The organism is Streptomyces sp. NPDC041814, from assembly GCF_055590565.1.
On sequence record NZ_JBVJAM010000004.1, the window covers coordinates 486,844 to 501,841 of the forward strand.

A 14,998-nucleotide genomic window follows, 5' to 3' on the forward strand; every position below is an offset into this window, starting at 1 on the left:
GGGCGGCTCCGTTCCGGGTCGGGGTGGGGTGGGTCATGCGAGGGCTCCCGTCTTCTCGGCGTGCTCGGTCCGGGCCGGCGGAGGTACGGGTTCGGGCGCGGCGGCGAGCAGGGCCCGGGTGTACGGGGCCCGGGGGCGGTCGCACACCTCGTCGGCGGTGCCGGTCTCCACGACGCGGCCCCGGTGCATGACGGCGATGCGGTGGCTGATCTGCCGGACGACCGCGAGGTCATGGGCGATGAAGACCAGGGAGAGGCCCAGATCGCGCTGGAGGTCGGTGAGCAGGCCGGTGATCTGGGCCTGGACGGACACGTCGAGCGCGGAGACGGGTTCGTCGCAGATGAGGACGGACGGCGCGGGGGCGAGGGCGCGGGCGATGCCGATGCGCTGGCGCTGGCCGCCGGAGAAGGAGCGTGGGTGGCGGTCGGCCACGGCCGGGTCCAGGCCCGCCAGCTCCAGGAGTTCCGCCACCCGCTCCCGGCGCGCGTCGCGATCGCCGATGCCGAACGCGACGAGGGGTTCGGCGACGATCTCGCCCACCGTCATGCGCGGGTTGAGCGAGGCGTAGGGGTCCTGGAACACCATCTGGACCTGGCGGCGCACCGCGTGCAGCGCCCGGCGCGAGGGCCGGGTGACGTCCTCGCCGCGCAATCGCAGGGTGCCGCCGTCGGCGGTGTGGGCGTGGGCGAGGACGCGGGCCAGGGTGGACTTGCCGGAGCCGGACTCGCCGACGATGCCCAGCGTCTCGCCCTCCCTGAGCGTCAGCGACACCCCATCGAGAGCGGGCACACCGCGCCTCCGGGCGCCGCGTCCCCCGTACGTCCTGGTGAGGCCGTCCGCCTCCAGGACGACCGCGCCCGGCGCGGGGCGGTCGATGCGGGCGGGCGGGGCCGGGGCGGGCAGGGGTTCGGTGCGTCCGAGGGCGGGGAGGCAGGCCACCCGTACGTCACCGGCCACACGGGCCAGCGGCGGGGTCGCGGTGCGGCAGCGGTCCTCGGCCAGGGTGCAGCGGTCGGCGAAGGCGCAGCCGTCCCCGAGGAGCGTGAGGTCGGGCGGGCTGCCGGGGATGCCGGTGAGCCGGGTCCCGGACGGGGTCGCGAGGCGCGGGACGGCGGCCAGCAGTCCGGCGGTGTACGGGTGGCGGGGGCGGGTGAGCACTTCGGCGGTGGGCCCGTCCTCGACCACGGTGCCGCCGTACATGACGAGCACCCGTTCGCAGGCGCGGGCGACGACGCCCATGTTGTGGGTGATGAGCACGAGGGCGGTGCCGGTCTCGCGGTTGAGGTCGCCGAGCAGGGTGAGGATCTGGTCCTGGACGGTGGCGTCGAGTGCGGTGGTCGGTTCGTCGGCGAGGAGGACGTCGGGTTCGCCGGCGAGGGCCATGGCGATGAGGATGCGCTGGCGCTGGCCGCCGGAGAACTGGTGCGGGTAGTCGTCGGCGCGCCGGTGCGGGTCGGGGATGCCCACCCGGTCCAGGAGTTCGACGGTACGGGCGCGGCGGGCGGCCTTGTCGCGGTTGCCGTGGGCGCGCAGGGCCTCGTCGATGTGGCGGCCGGCCGTGAGGACGGGATTGAGGGCGGTCATCGGGTCCTGGAAGACCATGCCGATGCGGGCGCCGCGCACCGCGCGCAGCTCCGCCTCGTCGGCGGCGGCCAGGTCGCGGCCGTGCAGCCGGACCGTGCCGGTGGTGATGCGGCCGGTGCCGGGCAGCATGCGGTTCAGGGCGAGCGCCGTGGTGGACTTGCCGGACCCGGACTCGCCGACGACGGCCAGGGTCTCGCCCCGGCGCAGGGTGAAGGAGACGCCGCGCACGGCGCGCAGCGGTGCGCCGTCGGGGGCGGTGAACTCGACGCCGAGGTCGCGGACCTCCAGCAGCTCGGGGGCGGTCATCGGCGTATCTCCCGGTTGAGGGCCTCGGCGATGAGCGAGAGTCCGAGGACGAGCGCGGTCACGGTGATCAGGGGGCCCGCGGCGAAGTGCGGGGACTGGGCGAGATACGGCATGGACTGGCTGAGCACCGCGCCGAGGGTGGGTTCGGGCGGCCGGACGCCGACGCCGAGGAAGCTCATGGCGCCCTCGATGAAGACGGCGACGGTCAGCGAGACGGCGATCTGCACGACGAGCGGGTCGGCCGCGTTGGGCAGGATGTGCCGGACCAGCACCCGGCGGCCCGAACCGCCGCCGACCCGGGCGGCGGTGACGTACTCCCGTTCCCGCTGTACGAGGACGCCGCTCCGCAGCAGCCGGCCGAAGACCGGGATCTCCGCGAGGGCGATGACGAGTACGACGGGGATGCGTCCGGGGCCGAGGATCGCCGTGACGGCGAGCGCCAGGATCAGCCCGGGGAACGCGAGGAGCAGGTCGAAGACGCGCTGGACGACGGTGTCGGCGACCGGGTGGGCGGCAGCGGCCAGGGCGAGCAGGCAGCCGAGTGCGGCGCCGGCGGGCACGGCGATCGTGATGATGGTGAGGTCGGTGCGGATGCCGTACAGCACTCGGCTGAGCAGGTCGCGCCCGAGGTCGTCGGTGCCCAGGAGGTGTCCGGGGGTGCCGGGCCCGGTCAGGCTCTGGCCGCTCTGGTCGGTGGGCCCGTGCCCGGCGAGCAGCGGCGCGAGGAGTCCGGCGAGGACGACGGCGCCGACGAGGACGAGGCCGGTGCGGGCGCGTGCGGTGGACAGGGCGGTGCGGTACGGGTGGCGGGGGCGGGCCGTGGCGCGCGGCTTGCGGGCGGCCGGGGGCGGCGCGGCGGTGCGGAGGTCGGTCGTCTGGGTCATCAGGGTCACTCCCACCTGATCCGGGGGTCGAGCCAGGCGTACACCAGGTCGGTGAGCAGCTGGACGAGGACGAAGACGGCGACCAGGAGCAGCAGCAGGTCCTGGACGACCGGGTAGTCGCGGCGCTGGAGGCCCTGTTCGGCGAGTTGTCCGAGGCCGGGCCAGGCGAAGATCGCCTCGACCAGGACCGCCCCGCCGAGCAGGTTCCCGACCTGCATGCCGAGCAGGGTGACGACGGGCGGCAGGGCGTTGGGCAGGGTGTGGCGCCACAGCAGGCGGCGCGGGGCGATCCCGGCGGCGGTGGCGGTACGGATGAAGTCCTCGGCGAGGCCGCGTTCGATGCCGTCCTTGAGGTAGCGGCCGAGCACGGCGGCGCTGGGCAGCGCAAGGCAGAGCGCCGGCAGCACGAGGTACTGGGCGGCGAGGTCCGGGGCGGTCAGGAAGGCGACCCGGCCGCCGGGCGGCAGTACGGGGAGCGCGACGGCGAAGACCAGGACGAGCAGGACGCCGCTGACGAACGGCGGCACGGCCAGGGCGGCGGTGGTGAGGACGCGCACGGTCCCTGTCAGCCACCGGTTGCGCGAGGTGGCTCCGACGACACCGAAGGCCGTACCGAGCAGGATCACGAACAGCAGGGCGCCGACGGTGAGTTCGGTGGTGGCGCCGAGCCCGTCGCCGATGAGGTCGGCGGTCTGTCCGCCGATCGCGTACGAGGGTCCGAGGTCGCCCCGCAGGAGCGAGCCGATCCAGTGGGCGTACTGGGAGAGCAGGGGTGCGTCGAGGCCGAGCCGTTCGCGGATGGCGGCGACGGTCGCCGCGTCGGCGTCGGGCCCGGCGAGCGCGGTGGCGGGGTCGCCGGGGACCAGCCTGAGGATGGTGAAGATCAGGAAGGAGGCGGCGGCCAGGACGAGGAGGGCGGACGGCAGCCGCCGGATCAGGTAGCTGCGCATGTCACACCAGGTAGGCGTTGTCGAGGTTGAGGTAGGAGAACTTGTTGAGAGTGACGCCGTGCAGCCGGGCGGCGGAGACCTGGATCTGGCCGCGTACGACGAGGTCGATGAGGAACGCCTCGTCCAGAAGGATGGAGGAGATCTTCCGGTGCAGGGCGTTGGCGGCGGCCGTGTCGGTCTCGGGCTCGGTCCACGCCTCCCGCACGACCTTGGTGTAGGCGGCGGAGCGGTATCGGGACGTGTTCTTCGCCTCGTTGAACGGGTACGCGCTGACGGCGAGGGTCGACGGCTGCACCTGGGCGAATCCGTGGCCGAGGGACCACAGGGCCGGCATGCCCTGCGAGATCAGCTTCTTCTGCGCGGTGGCCCCGTCCGTGGGCTGGAGCGTGACGTGGACGCCGACCTGCTTGAGGTCGTACTGGATGGACTCGGCGATGGCCGTCTCGCCGGGCAGCGCGATGTGCAGCATGGGGAGGTCGAGCCTGGTGTGCCCGGCGGACTTCAGGAGTTCCCGGGCCTTCGCGGGGTCGTGGGTGTAGTGGGTGCGGTCGGCCTCGCTGTAGGCGGGCGAGGACTTGGGCCAGGGCGCGGCGGATGCGAGGCCGTATCCGCCGAGGGTCTGGGCGACGAGCCGGTCGCGGTCGACGGCCCAGGCGAGCGCCTGGCGGACGGTGCGGTCGTTCAGCGGGGCGATTGTGGTGTTGACGCCCAGGTAGACGGCACCGCCGCCGGTGTCGTAGTCGCTGATGGTGAGTCCGTTGTCGGCCTTGACAAGGCCGAGGCTCTTGCCGGGCACGTCGAAGGAGAGCTGGGACTGGCCGGAGCGCAGGGACGAGATCAACGCGTCCGCCTGGGCTATGACCCGCAGTTCGACCCCGTCGAGGTAGGGCCGGCCGGGCTGCCAGTACGCGTCGTTGCGGGTGAGGCTCAGGCCGGAGCCGGGGCTCCACTTCTTCAGCTTGAACGGGCCGGTCCCGATGAGCCTCTTCCCGGCCACGGCGTCCTCGACGCTCTCGGAGTCCGCGATGATCATGAACTCGAACAGGTCGAAGAGGTTGTTGACCGGGTGCGCCAGCTTGAGCACCAGCTCGTGGTCGCCGCGCTTCTCGAACCCGGTGATCGTGGCGGCCGTGCTGCGCAACTGGGCCGCGAGCACCGGGTTCTGAAGGTTCTTCACGGCGAGGATCACGTCGTCGGCGGTGAAGGCGCGGCCGTTGTGGAAGGTGACGTCGTCGCGGAGCCGGAGCGTGATACTGCGTCCGTCCTTGGCGTACGTCCAGGAGGTGGCGAGTTCGGGTGTGGGATGGAGTCGGTCGTCGTATCGGGTGAGCGTGTTGTAGATGAGGCGTTGCTGTAGGGAATGGCCGCTCTGCGCGAACAGCAGGGCGGGCGTGAAATCCGCGTTCACGGCGACGTTCAGGACGCCGCCGCGCCGGGGAGCGGCGCTCGCGCCCCGCGCGGCGGAGGACGTCTCCGACACGGCCGAGCGGCAGCCCGCGAGGCCCAGTCCGAGGAGGAGGGCGCCGCCGCCCGCGGCGCGCAGCGTGGAGCGCCGGGACGGTCCGGTGGGCGTGAGGGGGTACAGCTCGGTCATCGATGCCTGCCTGTGACGGTGGGAAAAGGGGAGGTGGGAGCGCGCGGCGAAGCACGTACGCGTATGCGTTCCGCTGCGGGAGGAACGGCGCATGGGGGCTGGGCCGCGCGAACGGCGCACCGGACCGGGGCCGCTGCGGCGGCCGTACGGAAATCGGCGCGGGTGGGTGTGAGGGGCTCCCGCGGCACGCGGGGGCGAGGGGAAGCCGGAAGGAGAGGCGATTCCCGGTTCTCAGCGGGTTGTTGTCACCCGTGAGAGGTCAGCGGGGCGGGGCCGTGGGGCTGCCCGCCGCGGTCCGGGTCAGCGGCGGACGGCACAGACCGCGCTGGCCTGTCGACAGAGGTCGACGTGCCTGCGGGAGACGAGGCGCTTGTCCGGGTTCACGGGAGCAATATGACAGCGGCCTCGCCGGACGGTCAACCTGCCTTGTCCGCATCCTGGTACGAAACGCCTTCCGTCCTGGGGCGACCCGCTACCGCACCGATGCCGCCGGCGGGCCCCTGAACAGCGGGTTCAGACCGACGGCACCGGCCACGCCGGGAAGAGCGGCCGTTCCGGCATGCGGACTGACGATGCGTTCACCCCGGCGACCAGGGGTCCGCCGCTCTCGCCGGTGTGCGGGTCGACCGGGATCTGCGGGCGGCCCACCCCGTTCCGGTGCTCAGCTCGGGCAACTCCCGCACCGGGCCGGGCCGTACGAGATCGGTGCACTGGCGCGACACGGCGGCCTGAATCGGCCCCGGTCCTGCGCCGGTGGGGCGCCCGCAACGTTACGTCGGCGTGAATTCGCACGGGGGCGGTGACCGGGGCCGGGGGCGGCGCCCGCGCCGTGTTGGGGCGGTCGGATGAACTCGCAGGCCAGCAACGGTTTTTCGGCGTCTTTGGAGAACGTCCGGCGACCCCGTTCAGGCGCCGATCGAACCACTGCCGTGCGCCTCGTGGGGTGTCGGCGGGCGCTTGACGTGTCCGGCGGGGCGCTGCGAGTCTCCGGGGCATGTTCGCGACGGCACTCACCGATGCGCGGCCCGCCCGCGCCGGCCGCCCCGCCCAGCGGCCCGGGTGTACGGGCCGCTGTACCGCCGCCTGATCTCACCGGCGTACCACCGCACCGCGCTCCCGCTCCGGAGCCGGCCTCCTCGCGCTAACCCGGGTAGTGCGTCGCGTACTGCCCGTGGGCGCATCCCGCCCGATTGATTCCGCTCCACAAACAATCGACTCGCCGTCGGCCGCGTCCGGCCGCTGCGGGCACCTCCTCGAAGGGAATCCCCATGTCCTCCACCACCACCGCCCCCGCCGTCACCGTCCAGCAGCTCGGCGGCCGCATCGGCGCGGTCATCTCCGGTGTACGGCTCGGCGGCGACCTCGACCCGGAGACGGTCGCCGCCGTCCGGGCCGCGCTCCTCGCCCACAAGGTCGTCTTCTTCCGGGAGCAGGACCACCTGGACGAGGACAGCCACGAGGCGTTCGGCCGGCTGCTCGGCACGCCCGTCGCCCATCCGACCGTGCCGTCCGCCGACGGGCGGTACTCGCTCGGCATCGACTCCGACCACGGCGGCCGGGCCAACCAGTGGCACACCGACGTCACCTTCGTCCCCGCCTACCCGGCCTTCTCCGTCCTGCGGGCCGTCGTGATCCCCCCGTACGGCGGCAACACGCTGTGGTCCAACACCGCCGCCGCCTACGCGGAGCTGCCCGAGCAGCTGCGCACCCTGGCGGACGGTCTGCGGGCCGTCCACTCCAACGACTACGACTACGCGGCGGTGCGGCCCAACGCCCTGCCGGAGGCGCTTCAGCAGTACCGCGAGGTGTTCACGTCGACCAAGTTCCTCACCGAGCACCCGGTGGTGCGCGTGCACCCGGAGACCGGCGAACGCGTCCTGCTGCTGGGCAACTTCGTCCAGCGGATCAGCGGGCTGACGGGCCGTGACTCGCGGGCCCTGGTCGACCTGTTCCAGTCGCACATCGAGCGCCCGGAGAACACCGTGCGCTGGGACTGGCAGGTGGGCGACGTGGCGATCTGGGACAACCGCGCCACCCAGCACTACGGCGTGGACGACTCCGACACCCACGAGCGCAAGCTGCGCCGCGTCACCATCGACGGCGACGTGCCGGTCGGCGTCGACGGCCGCTCCTCCACGCTCATCAGCCCCGAGGCCGTGCCGGACCCGTCCTTCGGAATCCCGTCCGGCGCCTCCACCACGGGGGCGACGGCCGCGTAGGACCGCACGCTCCCGGAGGGCGGCGGCCCGGCGCCGCCGCCCTCCGGGGCACCCATGGCGCGCCGGGCAGGGCCGGCTGCTAAGATCGACGGGCCGTTCAGCGTGTACGAGGAGACCAGACATGGCAGGCGACGACGACATCTCCGGGTGATCCCGGAGCCCCGTAGCCGCAGCGGGCGCCCAGGGCGCCGCCGCAGTGGCCATGTCGTTGTTCCCTCAGGCCATCTCCCCGGGGTCGTAGTGTCTGCCGTCCCCGGATTCACACGCGAGGTCCCCCGCATGTCCGACGCATCCCTCATCTGCTCGAACCTCACCTTCTCCTGGCCGGACGACACCCCGGTCTTCTCCGGTCTCTCCTTCAGCGTGGGCAGCGGCCGCACCGGTCTCGTCGCCCCCAACGGCTCCGGCAAGAGCACCCTGCTCCGGCTGCTGGCCGGCGAGCTGCGCCCGAGTGCCGGTTCCGTCACCGTCGACGGCACCCTCGGCTACCTCCCGCAGAGCCTCCCCCTGACCGGTGACCTGTCCGTCGCCGAGGTTCTGGGCGTCGACGCGGTGATCCGCGCACTGGACGCCGTGGAGTCCGGCGACGTGGGCGAGCAGCACTTCGCGGTCATCGGCGACGACTGGGACATCGAGGAGCGCACCCGCGCCCAACTCGACCGGCTCGGCCTGGACGGCATCGCCCTGGACCGCCGCATCGGCACGCTCAGCGGCGGGCAGGTCGTCTCGCTCGGCCTTGCGGCCCAGCTGCTGAAGCGGCCGGACGTCCTGCTGCTCGACGAGCCGACGAACAACCTCGATCTCGACGCACGGCTCCGTCTCTACGACACGCTGGAGTCGTGGAACGGCACGCTGCTCCTGGTCAGCCACGACCGCGCGCTCCTGGACCGGATGGACCGCATCGCCGAACTCGGCCCCTCCGAGCTGCGGCTGTACGGCGGCAACTTCACGGCGTACGAGGAGGCCGTGCGGGCCGAGCAGGAGGTGGCCGAGAAGAACGTCCGCAACGCGGAGCAGGAGCTGAAGCGGGAGAAGCGCGAGATGCAGCAGGCCCGTGAGCGAGCCGAGCGGCGCGCGAGCAACGCGGCCCGCAACCTCAAGAACGCGGGCCTGCCGCGCATCTTCGCCGGAAACATGAAGCGCGGTGCCCAGGAGGCGGCCGGCAAGTCCGGCCAGACGCACGCCGCCCGGGTCGGTGAGGCGCAGGCCCGCCTGGACGAGGCGGGGCGTGCCGTACGCGACGAGCAGCGCATCACGCTCGATCTGCCGGACACCGATGTGCCGGCGGGCCGGACCGTGCTCCTCGCCGAGGAGCTGCGGGTGCGCCTCGGCGGCCGGGAGCAGTTCGCCGGCGAGGGCGTGGGTCTGACGATCCGGGGCCCCGAGCGCATCGCGCTGACCGGGCCCAACGGCGCCGGCAAGAGCACCCTGCTGCGCCTGGTCAACGGGGACCTGGAGCCGGACAGCGGGTCGATCCGGCGGGCCGACGGGCGCATCGCGTACCTCTCGCAACGGCTCGACCTGCTCGACCTCGGGCGCACGGTCGCCGAGAACTTCGCCGCGTACGCCCCGCACCGCGAGGAGGCCGAGCGGATGAACCTGCTCGCGCGCTTCCTCTTCCGCGGAGACCGCGCCCACCTGCCGGTCGGCGTGCTGTCGGGCGGCGAGCGGCTGCGGGCCACGCTGGCCTGTGTCCTGTGCGCGGAGCCGGCCCCGCAGCTGCTGCTCCTGGACGAGCCGACGAACAACCTGGACCTGGTGAGCGCCGGCCAGCTGGAAAGCGCGCTCGCCTCGTACCGGGGCGCTTTCGTGGTGGTCAGCCACGACGAACGGTTCCTGGAACGGATCGGCGTGGGCAGATGGCTGCGGCTGGCGGACGGTGAGCTGCGGGAGACGGGGGCGCCGGAATCATGAGCCGCGCCCTCCTCGCCCACGACCTGGTCCGCGTCCTCGGCCCGAAGCGCGTCCTGGACGGGGTTTCGCTCACGGCGTCGCCCGGCGACCGCATCGGACTCATCGGTGAGAACGGTGTCGGCAAGTCGACACTCCTGCGGCTGCTCGCCGGGGTGGACCAACCCGATGCCGGTCAGGTCGTCCGGCCCGCCGATGTGGGATTCCTGCACCAGGAGATGCCCTTCGACGCCGACTCCACCATCGCCGGTGTGCTGGACGACGCGCTGCGCGAGGCCCGGGCGGACCTCGCCGAGCTGGACCGGCTCTCCGGCCTGCTCTCCCGTACGCCGGAGGACTCCGCGGAGCACGCGCAGCTCCTGGAGACGTACGGCGGGCGACTCGAACAGGCCGAAGAGCGGGAGGTCTGGGACGCCGACCGGCGGGCGGCCGTCGTGCTCGGCGGGCTCGGGCTCGGCTCCCTGTCGCACGGGCGGACGATCCGCTCGCTCTCGGGCGGGCAGCGCGGCCGGCTGGCGCTCGCGGCACTGCTGGTGCGCCGGCCGGGCGCCCTTCTCCTTGACGAACCGACCAATCATCTGGACGACGAGGCCGCCGCGTTCGTGGAGGAGCAGCTGCGCACGATGCCGGGTCCCGTGGTGATCGCCGGCCACGACCGGGCGTTCCTGGACGCCGTCTGCACGGACCTGATCGACCTCGATCCGGCGGTCGAGGGGCCCGTACGGTACGGCGGCGGGTACAGCGCGTACCTGGCGGAGAAGCGGGCGGAACGGGCCCGGTGGGAGCGCCGGTACGCCGAGGAGCAGGAGGAGATCGGGGAGCTGCGCCGGTCGGCCGCGGTGACCGCGCGCCAGGTCGCGCCCGACCGGGGGCCCCGCGACAGCGAGAAGATGGGGTACGGGCTGCGGGCGGGCCGGGTGCAGAGCCAGATCGCGCGCCGGGTGCGCAATGCCACCCGCCGGCTGGACGAGGCGGAGCGCCGCCAGGTCGCCGAGCCGCCCGAGCCGCTGCGGTTCCGGTATCCCGAGCGGGCCGAGCCGTCCGGGCCGGGCACGCTGGTGTCGCTGCGCGGGGTGCGGTTCCCCGGCCGGCTGGCCATCGACCGGCTCGACGTGGAGGCGTCCGACCGCCTGCTCGTGACGGGCGGCAACGGTACGGGGAAGTCGACGCTGATCGCGGTGCTCGCGGGCCGGCCGGTCGCGGCCGGTGAGGTGGTCCGGCGGCCGGGGCTGTCCGTCGGGGTGCTCGCGCAGGACAGCGTGTTCACCCGGCCGGACCGTACCGTCGGCGACACCTATGTACGGGTGCTGGGCGCCGAGCGGGCGGAGCTGGTGCCGCTGGTCTCGCTCGGGCTGCTGCACGAGACGGACCTGGCCAAGGAGGTGCGGCAGCTGTCGGCGGGCCAGCGGCGCAGGCTCGCGCTCGCGCTGCTGATGGCCCGCCCACCGGAGCTGCTGCTGCTGGACGAGCCGACCAACCACCTCTCCCCCGCGCTCTGCGACGAGTTGGAGGAGGCACTCGGCCCCGGGCCCGGCGCGGTCGTGGTCGCCAGCCACGACCGCTGGCTGCGACGGCGCTGGCGGGGGCGCGAAGTGCGGCTGGGTGATTAGGGCCTGGCTTCAAACTGCCGTCTGTCCGGCGGGCGGACGGCGCTGCTTCCGAAGCACGCCCTAGGCGCGGTCGGCCGACGCTCGCAGGACACGGTCCGGACGGATCGGCAGGGCGCGGTGGCGTACGCCCGTCGCGTGCCACACCGCGTTGGCGATCGCGGCGGCGACGCCCACGATGCCGATCTCGCCGATGCCCTTGATGCCGACGGGGTCACCGGGCAGCGGGTCGTCCACCCAGTCCGCCTCGATGAGCGGCACATCGGCGTGACAGGCGACGTGGTATCCGGCGAGGTCGGCGTTGACGTGCCCGCCGGTCGCCGCGTCGCGGACCGCTTCCTCGTGGAGCGCCATGGAGAGCCCCCAGGTCATGCCGCCGATGAGCTGGCTGCGGGCGGTGAGGGGGTTGACGATGGTGCCCGCCGCGAAGATGCCCAGGAGGCGGCGGGCCCGTACCTCGCCGGTGGTGACGTCGACGGCGACCTCGGCGAACTGCGCCCCGAACGAGTGCCGTTCCTGCTGCGGCAGGGCGGCGATGGCGTCCGCCGTGTCCGCGCGGGCGGTGATCCCCTCGGCCGGGATGCCGCCGCCCAGCCCCAGCCGTTCGCGGAGGTCCGCCGCCGCGAGGCGCACCGCCCAGCCCCAGGAGCGGGTGCCGGTGGAGCCGCCCGCGACCATCGCGTGGCCCAGGTCGCTGTCGCCGATGCGCACCTGGACCAGGTCCGGGTCCACCTGGAGCGCCTCGGCGGCGACGAGCGTCATGGCGGTGCGGGCCCCGGTGCCGATGTCCGCCGCGTTGACCCGCACGGTGAAGGTGCCGTCGGGCTCGGCGGTGACGGCCGCGGTGGAGCGGCCGACGCCGGAGGGGTAGGAGGCGGCGGCGGTCCCGGTCCCGATGAGCCAGCGGCCTTCGCGGCGCAGGCCGGGACGCGGGTCGCGGTCCGCCCAGCCGAACCGGCGGGCGCCCTCCTCGAAGCAGGCGAGCAGGTTGCGGCTGCTGAACGGCAGGCCCGAGACGGGGCCAGTGGCGGGTTCGTTGCGCGCCCGCAGGGCGATGGGGTCCACGCCGCACTTCTCGGCGAGTTCGTCGAGGGCCGATTCGATGGCGAAGGAGCCGGGCGCCTCGCCGGGGGCGCGCATCCAGGTCGGCGTCGGCACGTCGAGCCGCAGGATCCGGTGCCGGGTGCGGTGCGCTTCGGCGTCGTACAACACCCGGCCGAGCACGGCGCTGGTCTCGATGAATTCGTGTACGCCGGACGTGAGGTTGAGCGCCTCGTGGTCGAAGGCGCGCAGCCGGCCGTCGGCGTCGGCGGCGACCCTGACGCGCTGGGCGGTGGGGCTGCGGTAGCCGACGAGCGAGAACATCTGGCGGCGCGTGATGACGACGCGTACGGGCCGGTCGAGGGCCGTGGTCGCCATGACGGCGGCGACCTGATGGGCACTCAGGCCCTTCGATCCGAAGGCGCCGCCGATGTGTTCGGAGCGTACCCGCACCGCGGCGGGGTCCAGCGAGAAGAGCTGGGCGAGTTCTCCGGCCACCCAGGAGCTGCCCTGGTTGGAGTCGATGACGTCGAGCCGGCCGTCGTCCCAGCGGGCGGTCGCGGCGTGCGGCTCCATCGTGCAGTGGTGTTCCTCTGGCGTGGTGTACTCCGCGTCCACGACGAAGGCGGCGCCGTCGATCCGCGCCCGGACGTCGCCCTTGTCCGTGTCGGCCCGCACCATCGGCGAGTCCTCGGGCCGGTAGGCGTCGGCGCGCCCGGCACGGAACTCCACGTCGTGCGGTTCCTCCTCGTAACCGACGACCAGGGCCTCGGCGGCCTCCCTGGCCTGTTCGGGGGTCTCGGCCACCACGAGGGCCACCGGCCAGCCGGCGAACGGGACCCGGTCGTGCTGGAAGAGCCCGACGACCGGGTTCGGCCGGCCGAGCATGCCCACGTAGTCGGTGTCGACGCGTGGCGCGTTCCCGTGGTGAAGCACGGTGAGCACGCCCGGCATGGCGAGGACGGGTTCGTCCGCCACGGCGGTGATCCGGCCCCGGGCGATCGTGGAGAGGACCAGCCAGCCGTGGGCGAGCCGGGCGAAGGGGATCTCACCCGCGTAGCGCGCGGCGCCGGTGACCTTGTCGCGGCCCTCGACCCGGGCACGGCCCGCGCCCACGGCCCCGGTGGCGGTGGTGGTGCCGGTCGTCGTGGTCATCGGGCGGCCTCCTCGGCGAGTCGGGTGAGCTCGGCGACGACGAGGTTGCGCATCAGCGTCACCTTGTAGCCGTTCTCGGGCAGCGGCCGGGCGTCGGCCAGTTCGGCGGCGGCCGCCGCGGCGAAGGCGGCCTCGTCGGCCGGGCCGCCGGTGAGCGCCCGTTCGGCGATGCGGGCGCGCCACGGCCGGGAGGCGACGGCCCCGAACGCGAGGCGGGCGTCGCGCACGACTCCGTCGCGCACGTCGAGGGCGGCGGCGACCGAGCCGATCGCGAAGGCGTACGAGGCACGCTCTCGGACCTTGCGGTAACGGGAGTTGGCGGCGACCGGTGCCGGCGGCAGCGTCACGCCGGTGATCACGGCGCCGGTGGGAAGCGCTGTCTCGATGTGCGGGGTGTCGCCCACCGGAAGGTAGAACGCCTCGACCGGCAGCTCGCCCGGCCCGTCGGCCGTTTCGTACGAGACGACCGCGTCGAACGCCGCGAGCGCGACCGCCATGTCGGAGGGGTGCGTGGCGACGCAGTGCTGCGACGCGCCGAGGATGGCGTGGTTGCGGTGGTCCCCTGCCAGGGCGGGGCAGCCGGTGCCGGGGGCCCGCTTGTTGCACGGTTTGGCGAGGTCGGCGAAGTAGCCGCAGCGGGTGCGCTGGAGGAGGTTGCCGGCGACGGTGGCCATGTTGCGCAGCTGCCCGGACGCTCCGGCGAGCAGCGCCTGGGCGAGGGCCGGATAGTGGCGGCGTACGTCGGGGTGGGCGGCCAGGTCGCTGTTGGTGACGGCGGCGCCGACGCGCAGGCCGTCCCCGGGGCTGAACCCGACCTCGCCCAGCGGGAGTTCCCGCACGTCGATGAGGAGGCTGGGGCGCTCCACGCCCGCCTTCATCAGGTCGACCAGATTGGTGCCGCCGCCGAGGAGCCGGGCGCCGGGGTCGGCGCCGAGGAGGGCTACAGCTCCGGCGACGTCATGGACCCGTTCGTAACCGAACTCCTTCATGCGACCGGCTCCTTGGGCTCGTCCGCGGTGTTCCCCATGTCCTCGGCGGCGCGGGCGACCGCCTGCACGATCTGTGCGTACGCCCCGCAGCGGCAGAGGTTGCCGCTCATGCGCTCGCGGATCTCGTCGGTGGTGAGCAGGGGCGCTCCGGCCTCGGGCCGCACGTCCTCGGTCGCGGCGCTGGGCCACCCGGCGGCGTGCTCCTCGATGACCGCGAGCGCGGAGCAGATCTGGCCCGGGGTGCAGTAGCCGCACTGGTATCCGTCGAGGTCCACGAAGGCCTGCTGCACGGGGTGCAGGCGGTCGCCGTCCGCGACGCCCTCGATGGTGGTGATCTCGCGGCCCTCGGCCGCCACCGCGAGCTGGAGGCAGGCCACGGCCCGCCGGCCGTCGAGCAGCACCGTGCAGGCGCCGCACTGGCCCTGGTCGCAGCCCTTCTTGGTGCCGGTCAGATCGAGGCGTTCGCGTAACGCGTCGAGCAGGGTGGTGCGGTGGTCGACGGTCAGCGTGTATTTTTCGCCGTTGACGCGCAGGGTGACGGCGCTGGACGTCGATGGGGCCATGATCAGCCTTCTTTCGCAGGTGCTCGGGCGCTCGCACGGAACGGTGTACGGCCGGTGCGGGAGGCGGAGAGCGCGGCGTGCGGGGTGGGGGGCCGACGGGAGCCGGTCGGTCAAGTGGCCTGATCCGGCGCTGTGGTGGAGGCAAGCGGACAGCTGTCCGCTTGGTTGTCGAACCTAACGGACAGCTGTCCGGCG

11 protein-coding genes and 1 pseudogene are annotated in these 14,998 nt (G+C 73.6%); 3 read left to right on the plus strand and 9 right to left on the minus strand.

Annotation, left to right across the window (positions count from 1 at the left end):
* Positions 1 to 33: 33 nt before the first annotated feature.
* The 6 genes and pseudogenes from ACZ6C6_RS14635 to ACZ6C6_RS14660 form a co-directional block, all read right to left on the minus strand.
* Positions 34 to 1,890, minus strand: a complete 1,857-nt coding sequence (locus tag ACZ6C6_RS14635) for a dipeptide ABC transporter ATP-binding protein (RefSeq protein ID WP_469202624.1) — start codon at positions 1,888 to 1,890, stop codon at positions 34 to 36.
* On the minus strand, positions 1,887 to 2,774 hold the full coding sequence (locus ACZ6C6_RS14640; protein WP_469202625.1) for an ABC transporter permease: 888 nt from the start codon (positions 2,772 to 2,774) through the stop codon (positions 1,887 to 1,889). Before ACZ6C6_RS14640 ends, ACZ6C6_RS14635 begins: the two co-directional genes overlap by 4 nt.
* Before the next feature lie 5 nt (positions 2,775 to 2,779).
* Positions 2,780 to 3,724: an ABC transporter permease gene (locus ACZ6C6_RS14645; protein WP_469202627.1), complete on the minus strand. Its 945-nt coding sequence runs from the start codon at positions 3,722 to 3,724 to the stop codon at positions 2,780 to 2,782.
* Between the two features lies 1 nt (position 3,725).
* On the minus strand, positions 3,726 to 5,318 hold the full coding sequence (locus tag ACZ6C6_RS14650; RefSeq protein WP_469202629.1) for an ABC transporter substrate-binding protein: 1,593 nt from the start codon (positions 5,316 to 5,318) through the stop codon (positions 3,726 to 3,728).
* 300 nt (positions 5,319 to 5,618) lie between these two features.
* Positions 5,619 to 5,702, minus strand: coding sequence for a putative leader peptide (locus ACZ6C6_RS14655; protein ID WP_361031313.1), 84 nt, complete (start codon positions 5,700 to 5,702; stop codon positions 5,619 to 5,621).
* A gap of 192 nt (positions 5,703 to 5,894) precedes the next feature.
* A pseudogene (locus ACZ6C6_RS14660) lies at positions 5,895 to 6,058 on the minus strand (ROK family transcriptional regulator); the annotation flags it as partial.
* A gap of 528 nt (positions 6,059 to 6,586) precedes the next feature.
* Here ACZ6C6_RS14660 and ACZ6C6_RS14665 point away from each other — a divergent pair.
* The 3 genes from ACZ6C6_RS14665 to ACZ6C6_RS14675 all read left to right on the plus strand — a co-directional run bounded on the left by ACZ6C6_RS14665 (position 6,587) and on the right by ACZ6C6_RS14675 (position 11,058).
* Entirely contained in the window at positions 6,587 to 7,537 is a 951-nt protein-coding gene (locus ACZ6C6_RS14665) for a TauD/TfdA dioxygenase family protein (RefSeq protein WP_469202631.1), read from the plus strand.
* Between the two features lie 279 nt (positions 7,538 to 7,816).
* The gene (gene abc-f / locus ACZ6C6_RS14670) at positions 7,817 to 9,451 is read left to right on the plus strand and encodes a ribosomal protection-like ABC-F family protein (protein WP_469202634.1); all 1,635 of its coding nucleotides are present in this window, start codon (positions 7,817 to 7,819) and stop codon (positions 9,449 to 9,451) included.
* On the plus strand, positions 9,448 to 11,058 hold the full coding sequence (locus ACZ6C6_RS14675; RefSeq protein WP_469202636.1) for an ABC-F family ATP-binding cassette domain-containing protein: 1,611 nt from the start codon (positions 9,448 to 9,450) through the stop codon (positions 11,056 to 11,058). The genes abc-f and ACZ6C6_RS14675 overlap by 4 nt, the downstream gene beginning before the upstream one ends.
* Positions 11,059 to 11,118: 60 nt before the next feature.
* Here ACZ6C6_RS14675 and ACZ6C6_RS14680 read toward each other — a convergent pair whose 3' ends face one another.
* From ACZ6C6_RS14680 to ACZ6C6_RS14690, 3 genes are read right to left on the minus strand one after another with little or no spacing between them, the layout of a single operon-like run.
* Positions 11,119 to 13,251 (minus strand): xanthine dehydrogenase family protein molybdopterin-binding subunit, encoded by a 2,133-nt coding sequence (locus ACZ6C6_RS14680; RefSeq protein ID WP_469202638.1) that lies wholly within the window; start codon positions 13,249 to 13,251, stop codon positions 11,119 to 11,121.
* Entirely contained in the window at positions 13,248 to 14,240 is a 993-nt protein-coding gene (locus ACZ6C6_RS14685) for an FAD binding domain-containing protein (protein ID WP_469202640.1), read from the minus strand. The genes ACZ6C6_RS14680 and ACZ6C6_RS14685 overlap by 4 nt, the downstream gene beginning before the upstream one ends.
* The gene (locus ACZ6C6_RS14690; RefSeq protein ID WP_469202642.1) at positions 14,237 to 14,803 is read right to left on the minus strand and encodes a 2Fe-2S iron-sulfur cluster-binding protein; all 567 of its coding nucleotides are present in this window, start codon (positions 14,801 to 14,803) and stop codon (positions 14,237 to 14,239) included. Before ACZ6C6_RS14690 ends, ACZ6C6_RS14685 begins: the two co-directional genes overlap by 4 nt.
* Between the last annotated feature and the right edge of the window lie 195 nt (positions 14,804 to 14,998).

Bases quoted from the DNA above. Each gene is read 5' to 3' on its own strand.
- ACZ6C6_RS14635 (WP_469202624.1), bottom strand. From the start codon at position 1,890: ATGACCGCCCCCGAGCTGCTGGAGGTCCGCGACCTCGGCGTCGAGTTC.
- ACZ6C6_RS14640 (WP_469202625.1), bottom strand. From the start codon at position 2,774: ATGACCCAGACGACCGACCTCCGCACCGCCGCGCCGCCCCCGGCCGCC.
- ACZ6C6_RS14645 (WP_469202627.1), bottom strand. From the start codon at position 3,724: ATGCGCAGCTACCTGATCCGGCGGCTGCCGTCCGCCCTCCTCGTCCTG.
- ACZ6C6_RS14650 (WP_469202629.1), bottom strand. From the start codon at position 5,318: ATGACCGAGCTGTACCCCCTCACGCCCACCGGACCGTCCCGGCGCTCC.
- ACZ6C6_RS14665 (WP_469202631.1), top strand. From the start codon at position 6,587: ATGTCCTCCACCACCACCGCCCCCGCCGTCACCGTCCAGCAGCTCGGC.
- abc-f (WP_469202634.1), top strand. From the start codon at position 7,817: ATGTCCGACGCATCCCTCATCTGCTCGAACCTCACCTTCTCCTGGCCG.
- ACZ6C6_RS14675 (WP_469202636.1), top strand. From the start codon at position 9,448: ATGAGCCGCGCCCTCCTCGCCCACGACCTGGTCCGCGTCCTCGGCCCG.
- ACZ6C6_RS14680 (WP_469202638.1), bottom strand. From the start codon at position 13,251: ATGACCACGACGACCGGCACCACCACCGCCACCGGGGCCGTGGGCGCG.
- ACZ6C6_RS14685 (WP_469202640.1), bottom strand. From the start codon at position 14,240: ATGAAGGAGTTCGGTTACGAACGGGTCCATGACGTCGCCGGAGCTGTA.
- ACZ6C6_RS14690 (WP_469202642.1), bottom strand. From the start codon at position 14,803: ATGGCCCCATCGACGTCCAGCGCCGTCACCCTGCGCGTCAACGGCGAA.